The sequence below is a fragment of the Bacillus tuaregi genome, assembly GCF_900104575.1.
Lineage (GTDB): Bacteria > Bacillota > Bacilli > Bacillales > Cytobacillaceae > Bacillus_BD > Bacillus_BD tuaregi.
The window spans coordinates 2199367-2223056 of the sequence record NZ_LT629731.1; the positions used below are offsets into that span (position 1 = coordinate 2199367).

Below are 23690 nucleotides of genomic sequence, written 5' to 3' on the forward strand. Positions count from 1 at the left end.
AGAATAAATGCATATTAGGAAGCGAAAATTCATTATTACTTTTATTACCGTCATCGTTTTCCTATTGTTGATAATGCCCTTCGTTCTTTCAGCGATGATATATGAAGATAATTTTGGTGATCGCTATGAAACATATGCACCAATGGCTCGAAGCATTGATGAATTTTATGGTTTAAATTATCAGAGACATACATTTACGTCAAATCAAGGGCAGGTCCTTGTTGGTTATAAATATTTCAGAAATCTTGAGAATAGTAAGGGTGTTGTGGTTATCTCGCATGGCCTTGGCGGCGGAGGGCATAACTCCTATATGGATGTAGCAGACTACTTCGCTTCAAATGGATATATGGTGTTTGCTTATGATGCAACAGGAAATGATGAAAGCGAGGGTCGTTCTGTAAAAGGCATTCCGCAAGGTTTAATCGATTTAGATTTTGCTCTTCAATACGTGAAACAAGCATCTGACTTTGAGGGTTTACCTATCATGCTGTTTGGACATAGCTGGGGTGGATATGCTGTTGGCAGTGGATTAAATCTTCACCCTGATGTGAAAGCGGTTGTTATGGTTGCCGGTTTTAATAAGTCTATGGATATTATAGAGGAAGAAGGTAAAAAAATAGCTGGTGATGGAATTCATTTTCTTTTGCCGTACATTTCATTCTATGAAAGAATGAAGCTTGGTAAGTATGCCACATATAACTGTATAAAGGGATTTGAAAATTCAGAGGCAGGAGTCATGATCATACACAGTACAGATGATGAGATGATTTCACAAGAAAATGGCTTTGATGTTTTTTATGACCATTATAAGAGTAATCCACGATTTTGTTTTATGAAATATGAAGATAGAGGACATGATTATATTTATTACTCTGATAGGTCACGTGAATATAAGGCTGAGTTTAATAGAAAATTCGATGAATATATTAACTCTCTAGATAAAGAATTTACTAGTGAAATAAAGGAATCATATCTGAGTGATAACCTAGATAAGAAAATATTATTTGATCTTGACGAAGACCTTATGAAAAGCATTGTGAAATTTTATGATAACCACATTAATTAGCATATTAGAGATTTTGAACAGATTTTGTTTGATGATAGAAATACAAATTGCAGTTATAAAACCTACCCGATTACTCATTTTGGAGTATATGATCCTGATCTACGTGATCAAATATCATCCGACCAAGTCCATTTTTACATGAGATTTAATGAAGTGATTGTAAATTATAAAAACTCACATCGTTTTCTGTATCAATAGGCCTCATTAAGGCCATAAGAAAAGACTAATAAATTGTATTAGTCTATTAATCGTTTGGCTCTGTTAAACTTGTTGATTTTCGTTCCAGGCACTTCGCTTTCCGCAGGCGACCGCCGAGCCTCCTCGACACTTCGTGTCTGTGGGGTCTCGCCTGTCTCGCTTCTCCTGCAGGAGTCTTCGTGCCTGAAACGAAAATCAACCTGCTAAAAAATCAACACTGTGCTTTAACAGAGCTAATCATTTAAATGGAGGTCATAAGTGAGCCACCAATAGCTCCAGTTACCACTATAATCCAAGGAGGTAGCTTCCAATAGACTAACAGACTAAATAAAATTGCGGCAAACGCAAAATCAATCGGAGTGAATATCGTACTAGTCCAAATAGGTTGATAAAATGCCGAAATTAAAATCCCAACAACGGCTGCATTTACTCCCATTAATGCACCTTTTATTTTTGGGTTACGACGTAAAGAATCCCAAAAAGGTAAGGTACCTAAGATAAGGAGGAATGCAGGCAAGAAAATTGCAATAGTTGCGAGTAAGCCACCTTGCCAACCATCCATCACGGCACCTAGATACGCGGCAAATGTAAATAAAGGACCCGGTACAGCTTGTGCCGCTCCATATCCAGCTAAAAACGCTTCTTCGCTTAACCATCCAGTCGGTACAAATTCACGTTCAAGCAAAGGTAAAACGACATGACCACCACCAAATACTAAAGAACCTGAACGATAGAAGCTATCAAACATAGCAATCCAGCTTACAGAGGTTAATTCTCTTAATAGTGGTAAAAGGAAAAGTAAGCCAAAAAACAAGGATAAGCATATTAATGCAAAACGACGAGATATAGGAAAATGTATTTTTGAGTCATCCTTTTCAGTATGTTTCTTATAAATCATATAGCCAATAATGGCCGAAATGATGATGACACCAATCTGAGTATAGGCTGTTTGCCATAAAAGCGATACGACTAATGCAAACAAAGCGAGTGCTTTTCGCTTTAGATCAGGGGTTAGTTTTTGCGCCATCCCTAAAATGGCATGTGCAACAACAGCGACGGCTACCATTTTTAATCCGTGAATCCAACCCGCATCACCAATATGAAGTCCTTCCAAGATTAAGGCAAATAGAATCAAAGCCATCACGGAGGGTAAGGTAAATCCAAGAAATGAGACAATTCCACCTAGTACTCCTGCTCGCATCACTCCGATTCCAATTCCTACTTGACTACTTGCCGGCCCAGGTAAGAACTGGCATAGCGCCACTAAATCAGCGTAACTTTTTTCATCCATCCATTTTCTTCTTTCGATGTACTCGTTATGGAAATAGCCTAGATGGGCAATGGGTCCGCCAAATGAGGTGAACCCGAGCCGAGCTGAAACAAGGAGGATTTCCAAAAGGGACTTAACATCACTTTTCTTATGCTGCTGTTTCACTTATTTTCACCTTCTCTTCTAGTCTTTGATTTCTTTAAAAAGCTCATAGGCTTTTTTCCTTGCTTCATCAAGCACCAGATTGCCTTTTTCTGTCGTGGTATAGTATTTTCTAATTTTCCCGTCTACATTTCGATTTTCTCTTACTAAAAGTCCATCCTCTTCCATATGATGGAGGATAGGGTAGAGGGTACCCGAGCTGATATCATAACCATGTTCTTTGAGTTCTTCGAGCATCCATGCACCAAAAATAGGGTGTTCCTTAGCATGGTGTAAAATGTGTATATGAATAAAGCCAAGAAATAATTTACGCAATACTTTATCTTCCAAATCATCATCTCCTTTACTGATATCGAATATCAATATCGAATTTCGATATCAGAAGTATATAATGTACTCTTACTACTTTCAAGGTAATCCTAATCATTTACATAATCTTTACATAAGTGACATAAAAAAACCTTCAGTTTACGGAAGAATAAAGGCAAAGGCAAAAGAATGAGATTTAAGAAAGGAGGGGGAGTTTTTGAAATATATTAAGCTTAGAATTGATAAATCCGTTAAAAGGGATAGAGATGGCCTCTATCCCTCACGTTTTCCGGCAATTCCATAGAAGAATAACCGTGTAAGATCCTCTGTCATTGGTAGTATGATTTTAGCCAGGTCCTCACGTCTCAAGTATTCTTGAAACATTTGTAGATAGTACAAAAGGGACTCGTTTGATATGGCTGAATCAATATAACCTTGCTGCTTTCCTTCTTCAAAAAGTGTAAGGAAAAGTGGGAGAGCCTCTTTCCTATATACTTCTTCTACATAGCTTTGTCCACTTGCGTAATCCTTCATAAAGTCTTGAAAAAACCCTTCATTTATCTGTGTTACCGCTACACCTTTTTCAAAAATAATCTTTTTAATTTTTTCATTAAATGGAAGTTCACTTTGCAAGAGCTTTTTTTGTTCCTTCCATTCTTGGTCAACATAAAACTTAAAGACAAAGCGGACTAAATTATCTTTACTTTCAAAGTAATTATAGATGGTGACTTGAGATACATTTGCCTTTTTTGCTATTTCTGATATGGACACCTTTTGTATTCCAAATTTCATGAATAAGGCCAAAGCAGCTTCAACTATATCTTTTTTCTTTTGTTCTCTACGTTTTTCAAATCCATCCACATTATTCACCTCATGATAAGTTTAATGAAATTTATGAAACAATACAACGAAATAAGTTCATAACCTATTGTAAGAAGCTTAATTTTTGTATATTATGAACTATATAGAACAAAAAATTTCATAACTTATAAAGAGGAGAATTATCATGCTAGGTAACTCGTCAGAATTAAATACAATAACACTTCAATTAAATGGTATCAATGTCAATTGCTACACAGCTGGAGAAACGGGTTCACCAGTCATCCTCTTACATGGAGCAGGGGTCGATTCAGCTGATATTTCATGGTGTGAAGTAATGGAGCCTTTGTCTAAACAACATCGTATGTTTGCTCCTGATTTACCTGGTTATGGAGCAAGTGACAAGCCTGATGTAGAATATTCACTTTCCTTTTATATTGATTTTTTAGAAAAGCTAATCGATGCATTAAATCTTAAGAAAGTAAGTCTAATTGGATTGTCCCTTGGTGGGGGTATCTCTCTTGGGTTCACACTTAAGCATTCAAGTCGGGTAGAGAAGCTAATCGTAGTAGGGGCATGGGGTCTCTTTAGCAAACTTCCATTCCATCTCCTTTCCTATTGGTATATAAAATCCCCATTTAATGAACTTTCCTATAAAATGTCGAGCAAAAGTAGAAAATTTGTCAAATGGACGCTCCTGAATAGCTTGTTTGGTAACCCTGACAATCTCACAGAAAAGCTCGTTGATGAAATTTACACTCTTTTAAAAGCACCGAATGCAGGCAAAGCCTTTGCCTCATTTCAGAGAAGTGAAATTACAAGTAGCGGACTTCGCACGAATATATCAGACAGATTAACTGAAATTAACGTCCCAACCTTAATTGTACATGGGTCAAAGGATAGTAGTGTCCCTGTTCAACATGCAAAAGAGGCCTATAAGCTGATAAAAAATTCTGAGCTTTATTTGATGGAAGGGTGCAAGCATTGGCCACAAAAAGAAAAGCCAGTGGAGTTTACCCATGTGGTAGAAAACTTTTTGATGAAAGAATAATCATCTATATTCTTATTTATAGATATATCATACATTGAACGGGAAGCGGAAAAATGGATTAGAACAATTCAGCATAGATGCGAATAAATAAACTAGAAAAAGGTTTCCCTTTACCCCGTATCTTTTTAGACTTGTTGATCGTTTATAAGGTAGAACGTGCTGAGGGAGTGATGTTTATGCATGAAAAAGAATGTAAGGTTCTAGAAGATGTCCTGAAAAATAAACATAAATTTTCTGAAGAAGAGCTTCATGAAATTTATCCTAAACTTCTCCGAAACTGCCGATTTTTATCCCAAAATAGTTGGGATGGAGAGGATCTTGTACAAGAATCTTTGATGAAGGCTTGGCTTCGATATAAGCACCAACCTGAAATATCCATGGCATTACTTAATAAAATTGCTCGAAATGAATGGATAGACACGGTACGAAAACGAAGAAAGGAGTCACTTGAGGCTATTCCTGAACATGCTTTTGATGAATCAAAACAAATTGAAAACCGATTTGAGGCTGTTCAAAAGCTTATGAATAAATTAACACCGAAGCAGGCTATTATGTTTCTTTTAAAAGAAGGATTTCAGTTTCAATTATCTGAGATTGCCGAGCTATTGAATACAACGGAAATGGCTGTAAAGGCTACCATCTATCGTGCTAAACAACGAATGGAGAAGCAGGAACAAAAGGAAACAAATCCCCTTTTAGAGCAGTATTGGGATATGGAAGAACAGGTTGAAATCGAACGATTACTTCACAACTCTATCCAAGCACAAGACCCGACTGTCCTTATACGTTCTATTCCTTATTTAAAATCATTAAGAAAGGACACAAGCACACTTTACTTCAGGTACAAATCACATCACTTGAACTTTCATTCAAGCACTGTCTACACGGCTGCATAATAAGACGATTTTTCATAAGTTAGTCATAAAGATAAGGGAGGCAAACTAAAATGAATATGATTCCGTATGTTATTGAGCAATCGAGTCACGGGGAACGCTCCTATGACATCTACTCAAGACTGTTAAAAGATCGCATCATTATGATTGGAGAAGAAATAAATGATGATGTTGCCAGCCGTGTTGTGGCACAGCTGCTATTTTTAGAAGCAGATAACCCTGATAAAGACATTTCAATTTACATTAATAGTCCAGGAGGTTCAACCTCTGCAGGATTTGCGATTTTTGATACGATGCAATATATAAAACCGGATGTAAAGACGATTTGCACTGGGTTGGCGGCATCCTTTGGTGCCATGCTATTACTTGCTGGAGCAAAAGGGAAACGGCTTGCCCTCCCTAATAGTGAAATTATGATTCATCAACCTCTAGGTGGAGTTCGTGGTCAAGCAACTGAAATAGAGATCTCTGCAAAACGAATTCTTAAACTACGAGAGCATATCAATGAGATTATTTCAGAACGTACAGGTCAACCCGTCGAAAAAGTAGCAAATGATACGGAACGGGATTATTTTATGAGTGCTGAAGAAGCTAAAGAATACGGGATTATCGATGAAATAATCAAATAGAACCAAAAGTACAGGTAATATAACGTTATTTAATAAAAACATCTATTTGCTTAAAATCCATTAAGCGAACAGATGTTTTTTTACTTTGAGACCAGAGTGTATGTGAATAACTCAAAGTATATTTAGAATATATACAGTATATGAACGTAAATAAAAAATTCATAGGACACTTTTTGCCCCTTTCTCTATATAACAAGGATGAAAGGAGAGGATGATAAAAATGGCACAGACATTAGCAAAATCATTCAAACTGCAATTGATTTACGAAACCGGGATTGGTGACAATGGTAAACCGATTTTAAAGAGAAAGACGTATAACGGGGTTGTAGAAGAAGCTACGGCTGATCAGCTATACCAGGTTGGACATGGATTGGCTTCTCTTTCCATCCATCCGCTTTCGTTTGTAGAAAAGAGTGCTATCTACGAAGTAATGGGTTAAAAATGAAATGATTTTACTAGGAGAGGATGACGATTATGGCAAAGAAGCTTGAGCTACATTTTACAACGGGTCAGGGAAAAACGGCAAAGCTGACCATTGATTATCCAAAGGAACCGGTCAATAAAACGACGGTGAAGCAGGTGATGGATTTGGTGATTGCCGCCAATATTTTCGGTGGTGATAACCAAAGCTTCGTCAGTGTAAAGGAAGCACGTCTTGTGGAGCATAATGTTACAGACTACGAAATCGTGTAAGATTCTTTCTAATTTGTCATGACTGAAAAACTGATGGGCTGCTTTCCTTCCGGAGGCAGTCTATTCTTATACTAGCAAAGAAACGAGGTGTCTTTCGTGGAATCAATGATTCCTATAATAAGTGAGGTCGGCTTTCCGATTGCTGTGACCCTATTCATGCTTTATCGAATTGAAGCAAAACTGGATTCCGTCGTACAATCGATCCAAAGCCTGCCGGAACGGTTAAGTGGAAAATAGTATTTCCGGAACTATTGCTCGTTCATAGGATTCTATTACAAGTAAGGAAGCGGGAAAATTCTGCTTCCTTTTTAACATTTTTTTAACAAAGTGATTTAAATGGTTATACATATCCAATTGTCTACTAAATTGGCAAAATGTAACTTCTGTTATTATAGTAAAATATTTGAGAATACTCTGGTACACAAAGCACATTAATACTTCAAGAGGAGTTGCTTACATGAGTGAAGAGACTAAGGTAATAAATCGACGTACATTTTTGAAAGGGGCTGCTGGGGCTGCTGGTGTTGTCGCATTGGGAGGATTGGTTGGATGTTCGACAGAAGAAGCCGCTGATAAATCTTCAAAGACTAGCAGTAGCTCTGGTAGCACAGCAGGAAGCAAAGCAGTGGCAGGTGAACTGATCGCGGCAGCCTATCTCAATCCGCAGGATTATGATTACCGTCAAAACACAACCGACTTCAAGACGCTATTTTCGCCACTGAAGATTGGTTCGCTCAACCTAAATCACCGCATGATTAAGTCTGCCGCTGGGTCTGCCACCTACCTTGCTGGGCTTACTGATGAGCTGCTCCAGTACTATGTTAGCTTCGCCAAGGGCGGAGTTGAGCTGATCTGGGTCGAAGGTCTTCCTGAGTTTGAACCGTCGATGGATGGCAGTCCTACAGCAAATGCAACCATTGAATTCGGTAAGAAGCTGGTTAAGGAATGTGGAAAATACGGGGCAAAGCTTGGCTATCAGTGGGCGCAGTTCCCAATGAAGCCAGTTGGTGAAATGACGGTCGAAGATATTGCCGGTGCCCAAGCCCGTGGTGTGGCCATCGCCCAGACGCTGAAGCAAATGGGCTTTGTTGCTTTGGAAATCAATGCTGCCGGCTTTAACCTCGGTGAGCAGTTCCTGTCACGTTTCCATAATGTCCGTACGGATGAATACGGTGCCGGCAATTTGGAAAACCGTGCACGCTTCGTGACCGAATGTATTGATCAAATCAAAAAAGCCTGCGGAAAAAGCTTTATTGTTCAGCTGTTAATCGACTGTATCGAGGAAAACGACAATCTCACCAACAACGCCACTCTGATGACGTTAGATAACGCAGTGACCGATCCGTACAATAAAGTCACAACCATCGAAGAAGGTATCGGTCTTGCCAAGCTGTTCGAGGCGGCTGGCTGTGATTCAATGCATCTGCGCTTAGGACCACTTGGCAACCACCCTTGTCAATTCGGCAGCGACCTTTACTTTATCTTGAACGGGATTGAAGGGGCAACCGGCTATGGTACCCAATGGGATTTCTCCAGGCATTGGCAGGGCCAGTTGATTGGAAATCACAGCGGTGCTGGTATGCTCATTAATATTGTCGGGCGCTACAAAGAAGCGCTTAAGATTCCTTGTGGCACGGTGACGTACATGGATCCGGCCCATGCTCCGGATTTATTTGAGAAGGCGCTCGCAGATGGCAAGGTCGATTTCTATTTGATGAACCGTCCGCTTACCGTTGACACCGAATACGTCAACAAATTAAAAGAGGGACGCATCGAAGAAATTGCCCCTTGTACGCGTTGTCTGCACTGCCACATTGGCTCAAACGAGATGAACCGTGAGTTGGGTTATTGCCGCGTTAACGCCCTAACGCAACGCGTCATGACCGACAAAGGTCCGAAAACGTATGAGCTTGAACTAGCTCCAAAACCGAAGAAGGTTATGGTCATTGGTGGCGGTCCAGCTGGTATGGAGGCCGCTCGCATCGCAGGTGCTCGTGGTCACAAGGTTACACTCTATGAAAAAAGTAGTGCGCTTGGTGGTCAGCTCACCGTTGCTAGTTTGGTAAAAGGACCTCACGAAAACCTGGACGACCTAACAGCTTACCTAACCAAGCAGCAGGAGCTTAATGGGGTGACCGTCGTTTTGAAAAAAGAAGTCGACGTTTCGCTTATTGCCAGTGAAGCTCCCGATGCTGTTATCCTGGCAGTCGGTGCTTTGCCAGGCAAGGTGGAGGCAAGCGGCAGCGGTGTGCCGATTCTCAACTATGAAAAATTCATGGGTAAAGAGACCGGAGAAAACGTCGTCGTATACGGATCAAACGCCCAGGCCTTCGACGCAGCTCTGTGGTTGACCGTGCACAAGAAGAAGGTCACAATTGTAACGCCGAACTCGAATGAGGACCTGGACAAGCAACAGTCCCAGCACGCCAAACGCTTTATGACGACAGCGCTCTATTCATTGGGTGTAAAAGCCTATCCAGGATCCACCATTAAGAAAATCGGTAAAGGCGAGATTACGATTGCAACGGATGCCGGGTTTGAGACCATCATCGCTGCAGATTCAATCATCAATGCTGCCGACCTATTACCAAACAAGTCCTTACTTAAAGGTATTTCAGTAAAAGAGACTTACGCAATTGGCGACTGTAATGAGCCGTATAACATCGCTTTGGCTATCCGTGCCGGAAACGATGCCGGCCGAGCTGTGTAGGAAAGGGAAACTGAACTCCTTTTGAAGTTATTATATCTGATAGATCAAGTAAATGAACCAAATGGGAACCCGAGGGCCATACCTCGGGTTTTCTTATTATATCGGCAAGAACCATTAAAGCGATTAGACAGAAAGGAACGTATCAATTCAAGCGTAAACTCACAGAATATTGCAGATGTTCCCAAAAGACAGTTGGATATTTATGATAAAATATCAGGTGAGATGAGGAGGAATTACTGTGGCTGTAACCATTATTTTTAATCCGATGTTTGCTTTAATGCTTGTTAGTGTATCGCCAACTAAATAATCTGTTTATGATAACATAATAAGAAACCTTTGTTTAAGGAGGAGTCAATGAGTTTGATCGCACAACACCCTTATATAAAAACAGAACGAACAGTAACAAGTATTGAACAACTTGAAGTGGAGTATGACCGAATCATTTACTTATACAATGATAAGGTAGTTACACAGAATAGAGAGTTTCCGATTAAGGATGTGATGGATTTTTCTTATCGAGAAATTGCCAAGCAAGGTGGTATTCTCTATTTACACACGGTACAAGGCGTATATCCGTATATCGTGAAAGCTTCACCAGAAGCTTTTCTCACAGCCTATCGAGCTTATTTTAAGTAAAAGTTGCATGAAAGAAAATCATCCTGCTATATAATTAACACTGTGCTTTAACAGAGCCTATAAAAAAGACCCTAAATGTAGAATAGACATCATTTGCTCCATTAAAGGCATCGAGCGCAATCCTGTAGTAGGTAAGCGCTTATTTTCATTTTAAGACGAGATTAGTAGGCAGCCCAATATTAGAACTATGCTAAAATTAACTAGAGTGAAAGAATGCGACGAATTTGTTCGAATAGAGAGGGAGTGACATGCTTGTTGAAAATACTTCGTTATGTGTTATCAGTCATAACCCTTATACTTGCATCTTATGGGCTAATTACGAAAAGTTATAAGTTAGGGGATTTTATGATTCTTTTCTTAGGTCTAACCATGTTGGTTATAGGGATAGAAGAGTTTCGAAATGAACGAAAAGTAATCGGATGGTTTCTAATCGGCGTTTTTCTATTTTCATTGTACGTAGCGATTGAAGGATTCTTATTAAGATAAAGGCGCGATATTCTAACAACAGCTAATGATAGGATGATCCTGAGCTGGTTAGGGGGAGACCATGAGAGTCATTTTAGAGCTATTACGTATTATTATAATATTTATGATACTAGGTAGCCTTGCTTGGTTAGTCATAGGGAATATTTATACAATTAATGAAGTGGCAGAGAGGTATCAGTGGGTGGCAGCACTAGGAATTTATGTGGCACTCTTTGTATTGTATAGGAATAAACTCCAATTTTCAGGTTGGTATAAAGGAAAAGGACGCGAAAAACTATCTAGAGCAGCAACAATTAGTATACTGTGTTGTTCAATTTTTATGCTGACTTTACCCATTATTCTAGGCTTACTACTGAGCTGACAATAATACATTGAAAAGAAATTGTACATAACGGAACTATGAAAAGGTGTGTTCTTATGTTCTTAAAAACTTATAAGCTCTTACATTAGAAATCATTTTAGGGGGTTGAATGAATGTTCAGTTTGAGTGATGCAGCTGCACAATTACTATTTATAGGGGTCTTGATGATCATTGGATGGGCGATATTTTCATTGGTGCGACGTAAAAAAAATAAGTAGTATTTCTATAACGGGTGCGAACCTTTAGAATTTTTGCTCATTAATCAATCAGGAGCGTTTAATTGAATCATGCTTAATTATGTAATTGGCTGTTTAATAGTTGAGTCTATATGAAAAGGAAACCTTATCCTAACCTAGTATTTACGTTGAAAAACGGAGAATAAAAGAAGTAGGAAATCCCTACTTCTTATCTATCCTAGCTTCATTACTCCATAGCTTTAAGAGGAAACGGCGGGACGTCCCAAGATTCAATTTCAAAGTCTCTCACCCCATTAACGATATAAGGGTCATTCTCAACTAAACGCTGCGTTTCTTCATAAGACTCTGTTCTAAACAAAAGATATCCGCCAACCTTACCTTTAAACAATCCTGCCGTCAGTAAAGTTCCTTCATCATATAAACCTTTAAGATAATCTAAATGAGTAGCCTTTAAATGTGCTCCCTTATCATTCCCTTTTAAAGTATATTTTACTAAGTACAATAGCATCTATAATCTCCCTCTCTGAAAATATTCTTTTTAAATAATGAGAATATTATGAATATTATTCTCATTATATAGGAATATAAGTCTGCTTCGCAATTAGTAATACATATTTTGAATAGAAACGTTGTTTTATAGTGGTAACTTTGATCATTAACGTCAGCCATTATCTTTAGCTAACTATTTAGACGGAAAGATGGTATATGACCACGAATAGATAAAGTCCACGATGAAAACGAGACACCAGATCCTACCAATAGAATATATCGTTTCATTTGGATATGGCGATTGCTCTACGTTACCAACATCAACCCAGGAAAAATCCTTGATATACATGAGCATTTCCTGAAGGCTTTCTGTTCCCATGGACCAAAAGATGACTTGTGCTATAAGGAAAATAACCAAGTGAATCATTGCACTAACGCGATATTTCTTCGCTTTACACTTAGAATCTTTTTCTCTCGCCATCGTCTGATAGTCTTTTTCATTTAAAAGCTCTACACCGCGCCATTCCCCAATTTTTCTCCGCATCCAGCGATCAAGGCGAAGAAAATCAAATATCCCAAACGTACACGCATAGATGACAAAGATGGTGATGACAATTTGAAACGTGGAGAATTCCCCTGTATGCTGATAAATCATGAGCGCTAAGACTGCTTCCAATACGATAAACGCAAGGAAAGTGAAGACAAAAAGGACGCTCACCCTTTTATTAACTAAAAAATAACGAAAAAATCCAAATAGAATGAGGGACAATACGGATAAGATTTCTGCCGCAATGAAAATACCCCATTGGTATTCAATTAATAATTCCATGTTTTAGCTCTCGCCTCCCATACGTTCAGCCTCTTTTTTGAAAAAATAGTCTGTTGCTGCTTCGACAAATTCAAGTACCTCTTGTTCAATCGGATACAATCCGGTCATTTCAGATTTTTCCTGGGACTTCCGTACTTCCCAAAAGGCATTGGACAGTTCTTCATTTCCAGCAAATAACTCCTGATCCTTTTCTAGTAATCTGCGTATGATACGCTGCACTTCAACGGATTCGATTCCTTTTGCCATGTGCTTCTTAATTTGGGCCAGTAAAGCAACCCATTCCAATGTGTCAGGATCGCTGCTGTTTACATTGGGGAGGAGATCGAAAAGCTTCTTTTTATCCTCCTTGAATTGCTGCTGTAAAAATTCCTCCCGCATGAACTTGTTTTGTTGGGAAAAGTGGATAAGCTGCTGTATTTGTTGCATATCCACTTTTCCCTCAAGAGTAAATTGATTCATTAACCCGGTTACCATCTTTTCCATTTGTTCCAGTTTTTCTTTCTCCCTGATAATGTAATTCAATTGACTTTGAAGTCCGCTAAACCAATCATGCTTCTCGTTTGCAAGCATCTCTGCTATTTCTTTTAAAGAAAAGCCTAAGGATTTTAAAAACTGGATTTCCTGAAGCTTCTTCAGCTCCTTTTCCCCATATAAACGGTGACCGCCGTCTGTTTTGCCTGCGGGTAATAGTAGACCGATATGATCATAATGCCTTAAGGTTCTTACCGTTAAACCAGTTTGTTTGGTTACTTCCTTAATAGATATCATGCAATAAAACCTCCTACAATTGCATTTTACCAAATGACGCTACGTCACTTTCAAGAGATAATTAATTAAAATAGTTCCTGCTTTTTAAGCAGAGTAAGGAATAGCGATAAAAAAAGTAATCTTCAACAATCGGGCGCCATCTTGAGGACAGCTTTCAGGTTTTCATGTAGAATAAAGCGGAGAAAGGACATAGTAAGTATAGCGTTACCCTTACCTTTATACTTACAGAATTTGGATCGTACCTGACGCCATTGGAGGTGAACAAGTGAAGATAAGAAAACGGATACTTGGTTATGTAATTGATTTATTTATTTCAATAGCTATGTGTATCGTTCTTTCAATCCTACCATTTCTCGTTGTTGCCGTAATCGCTTTACTATTCTTGCCTTTCGTTGCCAGTTACGAAGATACATGGAATCCAATCTTAACTGGAATCATGAATGGCATGCTGCTGCTGGGTGCTTTAGTGTTTATCTTCAGGTCACTAGGGGCTCATTTCAAATTAACCTTCACACGGGGTTACAAATTTACCGGTTTAATAGTCGAAAATACCAATAAATTTAGATTGTTTACATGGTGGTTTATAAGAAACGGAATAGCAGGTCTATTTATTTTCCTAATTGCTTATCATTTAGCAAATGAAATCGACTACAAGTACTTATTTGTACCAATTATTATTTACATAATCTATTTATGTATAGATGGGATCGTGTTTCTTCTGACAAAGGGGCAAAGAACTTTGACTGAAATTTGGACTGGCATAGAAGTGTTAGAAATAACGAAAGGTAGTAAAAGCTAAGTCCTTTCAAATAAAGAAAAAAGGTTATGTATAATCTACTTAGGAAACCATTTTTAGGGGGGATAAAATGAAAGCCATTCAAGTAACAGAGTTTGGTGGACCTGAAAAATTAGTCTTTACAGATGTTGAGGATGTAGAAGCAGGCAAGGGAGAGGTATGTGTTCGTTTATTTGCAGCGGGTGTGAATCCGGCAGATGCCTATACGTTAACAGGTACATATGCGACAGTCCCACAGCTGCCTTATATCCCAGGGGTAGACGGTGCAGGCATCGTAGAAGCGATTGGAGAAGAAGTCTCAAATGTACGTGTGGGTGATCGTGTATTTATAGCGTCCTTCAAAGGAAGATATCATTCTGGCACATTTGCCCAAAAAGTAGTATGTGATCAAACAATCGTTCATCCCTTACCAGAGCACGTCTCTTTTGAACAAGGGGCGGCATTAGGCATACCGGCATTGACTGCCTATCGGGCATTATTTCAACGTGCCTCTGTAAAGCCTGGTCAAACCGTGCTGATTCATGGAGCGAGTGGTGGGGTTGGATTACAGGCTGTACAAATGGCAAAATCCCACGGAGCTAAAGTGATAGGAACTGCAAGTAAGCCAGAGGGTAAAAGATTGGTTGAGCAAGCTGGTGCAGATGTGGTCATTGATCATGTGACAGAAGCAACGATTAATGAGACGCTAGCCTTAACGGATGGCAAAGGACCTGATGTCATTATTGAATTTTTAGCAAACGTTAATTTAGAAACAGACTTAAAGCTGATTGCACCATTTGGTAAAATCGTCGTAATTGGAAATCGTGGTTCCATCGAAATCAATCCACGACTTGCCATGCAAAAGGAATGTGATATTTTAGGAACCGCCCTTTGGAACGCAAGGCAAGATGAATATGAACAAAGCATTCACGGTGTCATCGATATGCTAACAAGGGGTGCACTACGGCCGATGATTGGTACCATTTTGCCATTACAGAAAGCATCTCAGGCCTTTGAACAGCAGGCTAGAGGGATTGGAAATGGGAAGATTGTTTTAAGTTTTATTATATAAAAAAGGTAACAAGGGAGACCAGGGCGCAAAAACATCGACAGATGATTGCGCCTTTTCAATTCTTGTTTAGTCTAAATTGTACAGAATAAGCTTAACGAGATTCGAGTTCATATTAAATATAAAAGAAACTTCTGAAATCATTCATTTTAAATATGTAAATATACTGAGCATTTTAGGTTTCGGAATCACTTAAGATTAATAATTTTCATTTCTCACTTCAAAAAAGCTTTGAGCATGTTTGCAGACCGGACAAACTTTAAGCGCTTTCTTTCCGATTACAAGATGTCCACAGTTTCTGCATTCCCACATAGTTTCTTCACTCTTTTCAAATACTGCTTTCATCTCTACATTATTCAGAAGGGAACGAAATCTTTCCTCATGTGCTTTCTCAATTTGTCCTACCATTCTGAACTGTGCTGCAAGTACCTTAAAACCTTCTTCTTCCGCTTCCTTTGCAAAGGTTTCATACATATCGGTCCACTCGTAATTCTCACCTTCCGCTGCATGAAGTAAATTGGATGCGGTATCACCAAGCTCTCCAAGCGCATTAAACCAAAGCTTTGCATGTTCCTTTTCATTATCAGCTGTTTTGGTAAAAAGTTCAGCTATTTGCTCATAGCCCTCCTTTTTTGCAACGGATGCGAAATAAGTGTACTTGCTTCTTGCCTGAGATTCACCTGCAAACGCTTCTTTCAAGTTTGCTTCTGTTTTAGTTCCTTTTAAGTTCATCGCCACTTCTCCTTCCAAGAATTTTGTACAATTGTGACAGCCACCAGTTAACATATTCTGTCTATAAAATCCGGTAGCATCCTTTCACCTTTCTTATATAGAATAACTAAGAATAAGAAGCCAAACCATCGATTTTATGGATTGTCATTAAAAATTCAAAGATTTCAAAACTAATTTTATTAAAGCTTCTCATCGGTTCCATTTTAACTTCATTCAGCGGTAGTTTACCCGAGCGAGCTCAGGTAATCCGGACGCAAATTCGACGGGGAATTTGATTACTTACAAGTGATGTCGTAGTCCAATTACGCAGTGATAACAACTATTGTCACTGTGATTTATGTTAAAATATAGCGAGAAGCAAAACTATTCTTGTCCATTAGAAGTTTCATAGGATAAGGACAATAACAGCATAGAAGGGAGATAAGCATGATTGAGATTAAACGAGCAGTCAGCTGGGCTGATAGACTAAGAAACTATCAAGTGATATTGGATGAAGAAGTGGTTGGCTCGATTAGACCACAAGGAGCCTTTGAGTATCCAGTAAAACCAGGCTTACATACACTATACCTGCAAATTGATTGGTGTCGAAGTAATAAATTGGAGTTTGGAATTCGAGATAACGAAACGCTAAGATTTAAGTGTGGTGGATTAAGAGACTTCAAATTTCTCGCTATCATTTGGTATATAACGATTAAAAGAAACAAATATCTATGGATTAAGCAGATAACATCGTAAACATCCGTCAACTTTAACAAGCTAATACATAGTAAAGAATGCTACATTCAGTTTTAGAATTAGTTATAATAAGATAATGAGTTATAACTAAGGTCGAGGTGGAAACATGCAAAAAAGGTTTAAGGTTGTTAGCAGTCTCTTATTATTACTTATGATTACAGTGGCTTGTTCTAATAACCAGAACCCTAATCAAGGGTCAGTCAAAGAGGAAACACAAACCGCTTCTGAAAGGAAGGAAAAGGTTGATCTAACTATTTCAGCAGCTGCTAGTTTAAAGGATGCACTGGATGTAATCGGGCAGACCTATCAAGAGGAACATCCTGAAGTAACATTGAAATTCAATTTTGGAGCCTCGGGTTCTTTAAAACAGCAAATCTCACAAGGAGCACCGGTTGATCTATTTTTCTCAGCTGCAGAGGATAAATTTGATTTATTGGTTGAAGAAGGTAATATTGCAAAAAAAGACAGATTGGACCTTCTTGGAAATGAACTCGTTTTAGTGGTCCCGAAAGAGGATCAATCGATTAAAGGATTCGAGGATCTTAAGAAATCTGACGTAGGTAAAATCTCCATCGGAACTCCCGAAACAGTACCTGCGGGAAAATACGCAAAAGAGTCACTTGAAAAGACGGGTCTATGGAAGGATATCGAGTCAAAAGTTGTTTTGGCAAAGGATGTCCGTCAAGTATTATCCTATGTGGAAACCGGAAATGTTGACGCAGGAATTGTATACAAAACGGATGCCTTAGTTTCAGAGAAGATAGAAATGATTGCGTCGGCCGATCCTGCCACACACACACCTATTATTTATCCAGTGGCGATTATAAAGGATACTGACCATTACGAAGCAGCAAAAGAATTCTACGAGTATGTACAAACCAATGAGACTTTAAAGGTATTTGAGGAATATGGATTTACTACTAAATAACGAAACGATGCATGAATTTTTAAGTCCCATTTGGTTATCTATTAAAATCGCTACGATATCAGGTGTTATCGTTATTTTACTAGGAACATGGATTGGACGAATATTCGCTAGAAGAACGTTTAAGGGGAAAGCGGTTTTGGAAACCCTGCTGATGCTCCCGATGGTTCTACCACCAACAGTTGTTGGATTTTTCCTGATCGTCATATTTGGCAAAAATAGCTGGGTTGGACAGGCCATAGAATGGCTTTTTAAACAGCCGATTATTTTCACTTGGTATGCAGCTGTGATTGCGTCCATCGTTGTAGCCTTTCCACTGATGTATCAATCCGCCAAATCAGGATTCCAAGGCGTAGATCGTGACATAGAAGATGCAGCGAGAGTGGATGGAGCGAACGAATGGAGAATCTTCTTATTAATCTCTGTGCCTTTAGCATCAAAGGCTCTTATTTCCGGTAGTATCTTAAGCTTTGCACGGGCATTGGGCGAATTTGGCGCAACCTTGATGTTTGCAGGGAACATTCCGGGGGAAACCCAGACGATTCCTACAGCAATCTATATCGCGATTGATTCTGGTCAAATGGGTATGGCATGGTTGTGGGTGATTTCCATTGTCATTATTTCCTTTATCATGCTGCTCATTGTCCGAGTGAAACAAGACTAAAGAAACGCTGGGAAAAATCTATTTCAAACATTCTAAAAGTCATTTTTGAAGAGGAAGATAGCAAATGAGTAAACCCTATATTGAAAGATTGTTTGCCGGAAAAGTGAAAAAGTTGGGCCAGCCTCATGCAATGAACCCTATGGACAGACAATGGGAAAGCGGAATGTTTAAGGACAGAATCCATGAAAAAATTTGGCTGTCCAAAACGGGGTTAAAGGGTGATGAGGTAGCAGACACGAAAAACCACGGCGGGGAAGAAAAAGCCCTATTTGCCTATTCCATTCACCATTATGATGAATGGCGAAAAGAACCAGCATTAGAAGCCATCGGGATAGGCTCAATGGGAGAGAATCTGGCTGTTCGTCATATGGATGAAAACACGGTTTGTATCGGCGATACCTTCCAATTTGGTGAAGCAATTATTCAAGTATCCCAGCCGCGTCAGCCATGCTGGAAGCCTGCACGTCGTTTTCGCTTGCTTGATTTTGCTTTACAAATCCAGAAATCAGGCAGAACAGGCTGGTATTTTCGAGTGTTGCAGGAGGCCTTTGTCCAGGAACAAGTGAAGCTGGAATTGCTGGAGCGGCCATACCCACAATGGACAATTGCTAAATGTAATAAAGTCATGCACGTGAAAAAAGAAGACCGAAAGCTGGCTGAAGAACTGGCCTCTTGCGATCTATTAGCAATAAACTGGAGAGAAACCTTACATAAGCGGGCAGCCGGAGAAAATGGTTCGATTGATAAACGGGTATTTGGCCCGAATTTGAATTAAGCAGACCTTGAATCCATGCTCGGTCAAGAAATTGCACAGTGCTCCATCTGCCCAGAAGACAATATTCATTTTGGATATTGTCTTTTCTTTAAGTTAACCCTCTTGTTTAAAAAATCATTTTTTTCTTTACTTGCTCTCATTTCTTTTAGAAAAGCTCTATCAGGCAAGAAACGGTCATACAATAAGGTGAAAGATGGAAGAGTAACCGAATAACACCAACACTGGTTGGAAAGATTAATAAAGGACATTGAACCAAAGGAGATCACATTTTCTATGCCACATCAGAAGTTTCAGTCAGCTACGATTAAACCGCGCTATTCAAAAGGAAGGATATCAGTCTTTGGGATTAATTCGGTCTATCCGCGTCCTCCCTGGATTGCCGCCTGGTGGTCGGCTGCTTTCCCTGGCTTTGGACATATGTTCATCGGGAAGTATCTACATGGATTAATTCTCATTGTCTGGGAGCTCGTAGTTAACAATCTATCACATTTAAACATGGCGATTGCTTTTTCCTTTCTTGGCCGATTTGAAGAAGCGAAGGCGATCTTAAATCAGGACTGGGCTCTGCTTTATGTGGCCGTGTATATCTATTGCATCTGGGACAGCTACCGCTGTGCGGTTGAAATCAAAAAAAGCCATGTTCTGGCTGAAATTGAGGATGCTCCTGTAACGCCTTCAGATGTGAGCTTTTTTGATGTTGTCACACTTGACAAAAAAAGTCCTATAATGGGTTCGCTCTGGTCGATTTTTACACCCGGGTTGGGGCAATTATATGGCGGCAGTACGGTTGTTGGGACATTCATCTTGGCGTGGTGGATATTTGTTTGCTATAAGGCTAAGGCTGTTCGTACCTTTCTTTATTCATTCCTAGGGGAATTTGAGCAAGCAACCTCCATTGTAGATTGGCAGTGGTTCTTATTTTTGCCTTCTATGTACGCTTTTGCCATTTATCAGGGGTATGTATCGGTCACTGAAAATAATACACTATATGATATCGAGCAGATACGATTTCTTAGAGTGAGGGATACAAACTTGACACAACCAATGATGATAGAAGACCATTCAACAAAAATAGTCGCTTCCATGGACCATTCACCCTTTGTCGAAATGGTCATTCATGATATAGAAAAACTGGGAGTGCCCATGCAGAATATCGTGGCATTACCTCTAGAAAACCTTGATTCCCAAGTACATATTATTGACACGATCCATCGTGTAGATGGGAGGAGTGTTCTAGATGGAGCAATGATGGGTGGAACGATTTTTGCCGTCCTAGGAGGGATATATGGTTTCATATGGCACTGGGGACCTATCATTTGGGGTTTATTAGGTTTTCTTAGTGGTTTTATCTTGGGATTGATCATCGAATTAGCGGTTAATAAAAAGAAAATAAAGGCACTTGCAAGTCGTAAAAGTGAAGTGATTATTGAGGTAACATGTCAGGCTTCACTTCAGGACCAGCTGATAAAAATCCTAAAAACACGGCAAGCAAAGGGGTTTGTTATAATGCCGCAACGATCCACATCTACTACATAACTATTTTTGGAGAAAAAAAGGGAAACGCTAAATAGTGTTTCCCCTTCATTTTATCATTTTAAAACTAAAACACGTTCTTCAATCGCTTGAATTGGTTTTTCTTTCGGAGGTGCCGTTGGTTTACCAAATGGCATTTGGGCAATGAGCTTCCAATGACTTGGAATATCCCATAATTCTTTCACTTCATCATCAATCAATGGGTTGTAATGCTGCAGGGAAGCACCAAAGCCTTCCACCTCTAAAGCTGTCCATATTGTATTTTGAAGCATAGCAGATGTCTGTAGTGACCATCCAGGGAAGCTGTCCTTATATAATTCAAATTTTTCCTCAAGACCTTTGACTACCTCTTGATCCTCAAAAAACAAAACCGTTCCATAGCCGTTTCTAAATTGATTTATTTTCTGCTCGGTCGGTTCAAAATTTTCAGCAGGGACGATTTTCCTTAACGTTTCCTTCGTCAAATTCCATAGTTTATAATGATATTTCCCCGTTAATAAAACAACTCGCGAGCTTTGACTATTCATCGGGGAAGGATTATGTAAAACAGCCATATTCATAATCTCTTCAATTCTATCATCCGAAACAATCGGTTCATTATTGATGGAATAATACGAACGTCTTTCCTTTATAGCAGAATAAAAATCTTTACTAGTAGTTTTTTCTTTTATGTTTGTCATCGTAATTCTCCCTGTCATATTTTGTAGAATATTGGTATTATTTCATAGATTATTTTTATCATCAAATATATTGCTTTTCTTTTTCCTATTCTTTCTTCTAGTTTTGAACTCTAGGTATAGAGAAGGACCGTTCTGAAGGATGAGATGAATTCATACTTGAGGGCGATGGAAAAATCAACACATTCTGTTATTATTAATAGATAAATAAGCAAAAAAATGGGGAATCATATGAAAGAAATCATATTAATACTAGCAGAAATCATTAACACCATGCATGACATTATACTAGATGTCATGGATTTTGCGGGCTTAGAGCTAACGGATAAGGACCTGCATCTTTGGATTATGGGATTGATCGGAATCTGTATATTTGGCTGCACCCATATATTCTTCAAATACCTTTCAAAGTTTGGAATAACCGCGATTTCATTTGTTTATACGTTCACCGTCATGGTGGTCATTGTGTTTGCCATCGAGATTCAGCAGCAAATCACAGGTAGAGGGAATATGGAGTTTGACGATGCTGTCATTGGTTTATGGGGATTTCTCCTGTTTTTTGCCGCTTTTCTACTCATTAAAGCCATTCATAAAGGGATTCATAATCTAGTAAATAAGAAAAATAGTAAACCTACGAATCAACGGTTTCGATCAAAATCATAGGGCATGGTCACTATGTCATCATAGCAGAGCTTCCATATCGGCATTTATATAGTCAGCATCCTTTGTGTTCGTTTTAAGTATGCAATTTTAGATATTAAGCTCCTAGAATGTAACGCGAGATCACACACTTCTCGCGTTTTTGTTTTACAGAAAGCATTTGCTTCTTTATTTTATTTAAAATCATTAATAAAATATATATATCATGACGTACTTAATTGTATGATTAATAGTTGGAACAAATGGGAATTGGCATAAGAGGCATAGATGATAAATATGGTATAAGTGAAAAAAAGCACAAAGTGTTTTTTGAAATGGGGAGAATAGAATAATGGAAAACGGAAAAATTTGGACGAGGGATTATATACTTTTATTAACGTCCAATTTCTTGGTGGCAATAAGTTTCTACTTATTAATGACATCCATGGCTGTATTTGCTATCCAGCAGTTCAAAGCATCAGAAAGTAGTGCTGGATTTGCGGCAAGTATCTTTGTTATTGGGGCGCTCGTTGCCCGAATATTTGCCGGAAAATATATCGATGTAATAGGGCGTAAAAAAATGCTATATAGTGGATTATGCTTATTTTTACTATCATCGATAACCTATTTAATTGTCACAAGCATGGAATTTTTAATGATAATCCGATTTATTCATGGGGTTGCCTTCGGTATTTCAACAACGGTATTGATTACGGTTTCGATGGAGGCACTGCCACATGATAAACGAGGCGAGGGTACAGGTTATTTTTCTTTAAGCACCGCATCCGCAACAGCCATCGGACCCTTTTTAGCCTTATTTTTAACCAATCATTTTAGTTATGACAGTATGTTTATTTTTTGCATCGTCTTTAGTGCACTTGCATTGGTATCAACGTCATTAGGAACCATAGCAGAGATTGAATTAACGCCTGAACAAAAAGAGAACATGAAAAAGGGATTTAGATTGAGTGATTTCTATGAAAAGGAAGCTCTTCCGATTTCATTGCTCATGTTCATTAGCGGTATTGCCTATTCATGTATTATTTCATTTATTAATTCGTATGCCATTGAGATTCAGCTAACAGAAGCAGCATCTTATTTCTTTGTTGTTTATGCCATCTTTCTATTAATAAGTCGGCCCATTGCAGGAAAATTATTTGATACTAAAGGTGAAAATATCGTTGTTTATCCGTCAATGGTATTCTTTGCGATTAGCTTCTTATTCATTGGCTTTGCAAAGAGCGGGTTTATTCTTTTACTTGCAGGAGTGTTTTTAGCTTTTGGATACGGAACATTAATGTCTAGCATGCAAACACTTGCTGTAAAAGTATCACCGCCACATCGAATAGCCTTAGCCATTTCAACCTTTTTTATTTGCATGGATGCAGGGCTAGGAATCGGTGCTTATCTTATTGGTTTAATTGTCGAACAGGTCGGATTCCATACCACGTATATCGTTTTAGGAATTACGATTTTCTTTTTAATTCCTGTTTACTATTTAGTTCATGGTAAAAAAGCCAGTAAAGAAATGTCAGGACAGTACTGAATTCTCCTAAGTATCCCCATGGATATTGGATCGCTTCTGTATAGTGTTGAACAA

The 23690-nt window shown here is 38.8% G+C and carries 29 protein-coding genes; 21 read left to right on the forward strand and 8 right to left on the reverse strand.

Annotation, left to right across the window (positions count from 1 at the left end):
- Nucleotides 1-7 precede the first annotated feature (7 nt).
- Nucleotides 8-1066, forward strand: coding sequence for an alpha/beta hydrolase family protein (locus tag BQ5321_RS12820; RefSeq protein WP_200798712.1), 1059 nt, complete (start codon nt 8-10; stop codon nt 1064-1066).
- 439 nt (nt 1067-1505) lie between these two features.
- On the opposite strand, the gene BQ5321_RS12825 is transcribed toward BQ5321_RS12820, so the two are convergent.
- From BQ5321_RS12825 to BQ5321_RS12835, 3 genes are all read right to left on the reverse strand, one after another.
- Nucleotides 1506-2699 (reverse strand): chromate transporter, encoded by a 1194-nt coding sequence (locus BQ5321_RS12825; protein ID WP_071394856.1) that lies wholly within the window; start codon nt 2697-2699, stop codon nt 1506-1508.
- An 18-nt stretch (nt 2700-2717) separates the two neighbouring features.
- Complete coding sequence (locus BQ5321_RS12830) at nt 2718-3026, reverse strand: PadR family transcriptional regulator (RefSeq protein WP_071394857.1); 309 nt, start codon at nt 3024-3026, stop codon at nt 2718-2720.
- Between the two features lie 252 nt (nt 3027-3278).
- Nucleotides 3279-3866: a TetR/AcrR family transcriptional regulator gene (locus tag BQ5321_RS12835; RefSeq protein WP_071394858.1), complete on the reverse strand. Its 588-nt coding sequence runs from the start codon at nt 3864-3866 to the stop codon at nt 3279-3281.
- Between the two features lie 145 nt (nt 3867-4011).
- Here BQ5321_RS12835 and BQ5321_RS12840 point away from each other — a divergent pair, with 145 nt between their 5' ends.
- The 11 genes from BQ5321_RS12840 (at nt 4012) to BQ5321_RS24045 (ending at nt 11501) form a co-directional block, all read left to right on the forward strand.
- Complete coding sequence (locus tag BQ5321_RS12840; RefSeq protein ID WP_071394859.1) at nt 4012-4875, forward strand: alpha/beta fold hydrolase; 864 nt, start codon at nt 4012-4014, stop codon at nt 4873-4875.
- A 176-nt stretch (nt 4876-5051) separates the two neighbouring features.
- Nucleotides 5052-5771, forward strand: coding sequence for a sigma-70 family RNA polymerase sigma factor (locus tag BQ5321_RS12845; protein ID WP_071394860.1), 720 nt, complete (start codon nt 5052-5054; stop codon nt 5769-5771).
- 50 nt (nt 5772-5821) lie between these two features.
- The gene (clpP, locus tag BQ5321_RS12850; protein ID WP_071394861.1) at nt 5822-6397 is read left to right on the forward strand and encodes an ATP-dependent Clp endopeptidase proteolytic subunit ClpP; all 576 of its coding nucleotides are present in this window, start codon (nt 5822-5824) and stop codon (nt 6395-6397) included.
- A gap of 220 nt (nt 6398-6617) precedes the next feature.
- Nucleotides 6618-6836 carry a DUF1659 domain-containing protein gene (locus BQ5321_RS12855; protein ID WP_071394862.1) on the forward strand — a complete coding sequence of 73 codons (219 nt, stop codon included), beginning with the start codon at nt 6618-6620 and terminating at the stop codon, nt 6834-6836.
- Nucleotides 6837-6871: 35 nt separating this feature from the next.
- The gene (locus BQ5321_RS12860; RefSeq protein WP_071394863.1) at nt 6872-7090 is read left to right on the forward strand and encodes a DUF2922 domain-containing protein; all 219 of its coding nucleotides are present in this window, start codon (nt 6872-6874) and stop codon (nt 7088-7090) included.
- Between the two features lie 105 nt (nt 7091-7195).
- Entirely contained in the window at nt 7196-7327 is a 132-nt protein-coding gene (locus BQ5321_RS12865) for a YvrJ family protein (RefSeq protein ID WP_071396901.1), read from the forward strand.
- 220 nt (nt 7328-7547) lie between these two features.
- Nucleotides 7548-9800, forward strand: a complete 2253-nt coding sequence (locus tag BQ5321_RS12870) for an oxidoreductase (RefSeq protein WP_071394864.1) — start codon at nt 7548-7550, stop codon at nt 9798-9800.
- Between the two features lie 354 nt (nt 9801-10154).
- Nucleotides 10155-10436, forward strand: coding sequence for a hypothetical protein (locus BQ5321_RS12875; RefSeq protein WP_071394865.1), 282 nt, complete (start codon nt 10155-10157; stop codon nt 10434-10436).
- A gap of 345 nt (nt 10437-10781) precedes the next feature.
- Entirely contained in the window at nt 10782-10922 is a 141-nt protein-coding gene (locus BQ5321_RS24690; RefSeq protein ID WP_234978402.1) for a YczI family protein, read from the forward strand.
- Nucleotides 10923-10983: 61 nt separating this feature from the next.
- Complete coding sequence (locus BQ5321_RS12885; protein WP_071394867.1) at nt 10984-11283, forward strand: hypothetical protein; 300 nt, start codon at nt 10984-10986, stop codon at nt 11281-11283.
- Between the two features lie 113 nt (nt 11284-11396).
- The gene (locus BQ5321_RS24045) at nt 11397-11501 is read left to right on the forward strand and encodes an LPXTG cell wall anchor domain-containing protein (protein WP_139187796.1); all 105 of its coding nucleotides are present in this window, start codon (nt 11397-11399) and stop codon (nt 11499-11501) included.
- A 205-nt stretch (nt 11502-11706) separates the two neighbouring features.
- Here BQ5321_RS24045 and BQ5321_RS12890 read toward each other — a convergent pair whose 3' ends face one another.
- The 3 genes from BQ5321_RS12890 to BQ5321_RS12900 form a co-directional block, all read right to left on the reverse strand.
- On the reverse strand, nt 11707-11988 hold the full coding sequence (locus BQ5321_RS12890; protein WP_071394868.1) for a YciI family protein: 282 nt from the start codon (nt 11986-11988) through the stop codon (nt 11707-11709).
- Between the two features lie 174 nt (nt 11989-12162).
- Nucleotides 12163-12798 carry a hypothetical protein gene (locus BQ5321_RS12895; protein ID WP_071394869.1) on the reverse strand — a complete coding sequence of 212 codons (636 nt, stop codon included), beginning with the start codon at nt 12796-12798 and terminating at the stop codon, nt 12163-12165.
- A gap of 3 nt (nt 12799-12801) precedes the next feature.
- Entirely contained in the window at nt 12802-13566 is a 765-nt protein-coding gene (locus tag BQ5321_RS12900) for a MerR family transcriptional regulator (RefSeq protein ID WP_071394870.1), read from the reverse strand.
- Nucleotides 13567-13831: 265 nt separating this feature from the next.
- Here BQ5321_RS12900 and BQ5321_RS12905 point away from each other — a divergent pair, with 265 nt between their 5' ends.
- Together BQ5321_RS12905 and BQ5321_RS12910 are read left to right on the forward strand one after the other, a co-directional pair.
- Complete coding sequence (locus BQ5321_RS12905; protein WP_071394871.1) at nt 13832-14365, forward strand: hypothetical protein; 534 nt, start codon at nt 13832-13834, stop codon at nt 14363-14365.
- 67 nt (nt 14366-14432) lie between these two features.
- Nucleotides 14433-15413 carry an NADPH:quinone reductase gene (locus BQ5321_RS12910; RefSeq protein ID WP_071394872.1) on the forward strand — a complete coding sequence of 327 codons (981 nt, stop codon included), beginning with the start codon at nt 14433-14435 and terminating at the stop codon, nt 15411-15413.
- Nucleotides 15414-15608: 195 nt separating this feature from the next.
- On the opposite strand, the gene rbr is transcribed toward BQ5321_RS12910, so the two are convergent.
- Nucleotides 15609-16142, reverse strand: coding sequence for a rubrerythrin (rbr, locus tag BQ5321_RS12915; protein WP_071394873.1), 534 nt, complete (start codon nt 16140-16142; stop codon nt 15609-15611).
- A 426-nt stretch (nt 16143-16568) separates the two neighbouring features.
- Here rbr and BQ5321_RS12920 point away from each other — a divergent pair, with 426 nt between their 5' ends.
- The 5 genes from BQ5321_RS12920 to BQ5321_RS12940 all read left to right on the forward strand — a co-directional run bounded on the left by BQ5321_RS12920 (nt 16569) and on the right by BQ5321_RS12940 (nt 20777).
- Nucleotides 16569-16877, forward strand: a complete 309-nt coding sequence (locus BQ5321_RS12920) for a hypothetical protein (RefSeq protein ID WP_071394874.1) — start codon at nt 16569-16571, stop codon at nt 16875-16877.
- Nucleotides 16878-16983: 106 nt separating this feature from the next.
- The gene (gene modA, locus BQ5321_RS12925) at nt 16984-17805 is read left to right on the forward strand and encodes a molybdate ABC transporter substrate-binding protein (protein WP_071394875.1); all 822 of its coding nucleotides are present in this window, start codon (nt 16984-16986) and stop codon (nt 17803-17805) included.
- Nucleotides 17786-18466 (forward strand): molybdate ABC transporter permease subunit, encoded by a 681-nt coding sequence (modB, locus tag BQ5321_RS12930; RefSeq protein WP_071394876.1) that lies wholly within the window; start codon nt 17786-17788, stop codon nt 18464-18466. Before modA ends, modB begins: the two co-directional genes overlap by 20 nt.
- 64 nt (nt 18467-18530) lie before the next feature.
- Nucleotides 18531-19241, forward strand: a complete 711-nt coding sequence (locus BQ5321_RS12935) for an MOSC domain-containing protein (protein ID WP_071394877.1) — start codon at nt 18531-18533, stop codon at nt 19239-19241.
- A gap of 273 nt (nt 19242-19514) precedes the next feature.
- On the forward strand, nt 19515-20777 hold the full coding sequence (locus tag BQ5321_RS12940; RefSeq protein WP_071394878.1) for a hypothetical protein: 1263 nt from the start codon (nt 19515-19517) through the stop codon (nt 20775-20777).
- A gap of 53 nt (nt 20778-20830) precedes the next feature.
- Here BQ5321_RS12940 and BQ5321_RS12945 read toward each other — a convergent pair whose 3' ends face one another.
- Complete coding sequence (locus BQ5321_RS12945; RefSeq protein ID WP_071394879.1) at nt 20831-21454, reverse strand: nitroreductase family protein; 624 nt, start codon at nt 21452-21454, stop codon at nt 20831-20833.
- A 228-nt stretch (nt 21455-21682) separates the two neighbouring features.
- Here BQ5321_RS12945 and BQ5321_RS12950 point away from each other — a divergent pair, with 228 nt between their 5' ends.
- Nucleotides 21683-22114 (forward strand): hypothetical protein, encoded by a 432-nt coding sequence (locus tag BQ5321_RS12950; RefSeq protein WP_071394880.1) that lies wholly within the window; start codon nt 21683-21685, stop codon nt 22112-22114.
- Between the two features lie 328 nt (nt 22115-22442).
- Nucleotides 22443-23636 carry an MFS transporter gene (locus BQ5321_RS12955; protein WP_071394881.1) on the forward strand — a complete coding sequence of 398 codons (1194 nt, stop codon included), beginning with the start codon at nt 22443-22445 and terminating at the stop codon, nt 23634-23636.
- Nucleotides 23637-23690 lie beyond the last annotated feature (54 nt).

Coding starts and splice junctions, on each gene's coding strand:
- BQ5321_RS12820 (WP_200798712.1), top strand. CDS start 8: ATGCATATTAGGAAGCGAAAATTCATTATTACTTTTATTACCGTCATC.
- BQ5321_RS12840 (WP_071394859.1), top strand. CDS start 4,012: ATGCTAGGTAACTCGTCAGAATTAAATACAATAACACTTCAATTAAAT.
- BQ5321_RS12845 (WP_071394860.1), top strand. CDS start 5,052: ATGCATGAAAAAGAATGTAAGGTTCTAGAAGATGTCCTGAAAAATAAA.
- clpP (WP_071394861.1), top strand. CDS start 5,822: ATGAATATGATTCCGTATGTTATTGAGCAATCGAGTCACGGGGAACGC.
- BQ5321_RS12855 (WP_071394862.1), top strand. CDS start 6,618: ATGGCACAGACATTAGCAAAATCATTCAAACTGCAATTGATTTACGAA.
- BQ5321_RS12860 (WP_071394863.1), top strand. CDS start 6,872: ATGGCAAAGAAGCTTGAGCTACATTTTACAACGGGTCAGGGAAAAACG.
- BQ5321_RS12865 (WP_071396901.1), top strand. CDS start 7,196: ATGATTCCTATAATAAGTGAGGTCGGCTTTCCGATTGCTGTGACCCTA.
- BQ5321_RS12870 (WP_071394864.1), top strand. CDS start 7,548: ATGAGTGAAGAGACTAAGGTAATAAATCGACGTACATTTTTGAAAGGG.
- BQ5321_RS12875 (WP_071394865.1), top strand. CDS start 10,155: ATGAGTTTGATCGCACAACACCCTTATATAAAAACAGAACGAACAGTA.
- BQ5321_RS24690 (WP_234978402.1), top strand. CDS start 10,782: ATGATTCTTTTCTTAGGTCTAACCATGTTGGTTATAGGGATAGAAGAG.
- BQ5321_RS12885 (WP_071394867.1), top strand. CDS start 10,984: ATGAGAGTCATTTTAGAGCTATTACGTATTATTATAATATTTATGATA.
- BQ5321_RS24045 (WP_139187796.1), top strand. CDS start 11,397: ATGTTCAGTTTGAGTGATGCAGCTGCACAATTACTATTTATAGGGGTC.
- BQ5321_RS12890 (WP_071394868.1), bottom strand. CDS start 11,988: ATGCTATTGTACTTAGTAAAATATACTTTAAAAGGGAATGATAAGGGA.
- BQ5321_RS12895 (WP_071394869.1), bottom strand. CDS start 12,798: ATGGAATTATTAATTGAATACCAATGGGGTATTTTCATTGCGGCAGAA.
- BQ5321_RS12900 (WP_071394870.1), bottom strand. CDS start 13,566: ATGATATCTATTAAGGAAGTAACCAAACAAACTGGTTTAACGGTAAGA.
- BQ5321_RS12910 (WP_071394872.1), top strand. CDS start 14,433: ATGAAAGCCATTCAAGTAACAGAGTTTGGTGGACCTGAAAAATTAGTC.
- rbr (WP_071394873.1), bottom strand. CDS start 16,142: ATGAACTTAAAAGGAACTAAAACAGAAGCAAACTTGAAAGAAGCGTTT.
- BQ5321_RS12920 (WP_071394874.1), top strand. CDS start 16,569: ATGATTGAGATTAAACGAGCAGTCAGCTGGGCTGATAGACTAAGAAAC.
- modA (WP_071394875.1), top strand. CDS start 16,984: ATGCAAAAAAGGTTTAAGGTTGTTAGCAGTCTCTTATTATTACTTATG.
- modB (WP_071394876.1), top strand. CDS start 17,786: ATGGATTTACTACTAAATAACGAAACGATGCATGAATTTTTAAGTCCC.
- BQ5321_RS12935 (WP_071394877.1), top strand. CDS start 18,531: ATGAGTAAACCCTATATTGAAAGATTGTTTGCCGGAAAAGTGAAAAAG.
- BQ5321_RS12940 (WP_071394878.1), top strand. CDS start 19,515: ATGCCACATCAGAAGTTTCAGTCAGCTACGATTAAACCGCGCTATTCA.
- BQ5321_RS12945 (WP_071394879.1), bottom strand. CDS start 21,454: ATGACAAACATAAAAGAAAAAACTACTAGTAAAGATTTTTATTCTGCT.
- BQ5321_RS12950 (WP_071394880.1), top strand. CDS start 21,683: ATGAAAGAAATCATATTAATACTAGCAGAAATCATTAACACCATGCAT.
- BQ5321_RS12955 (WP_071394881.1), top strand. CDS start 22,443: ATGGAAAACGGAAAAATTTGGACGAGGGATTATATACTTTTATTAACG.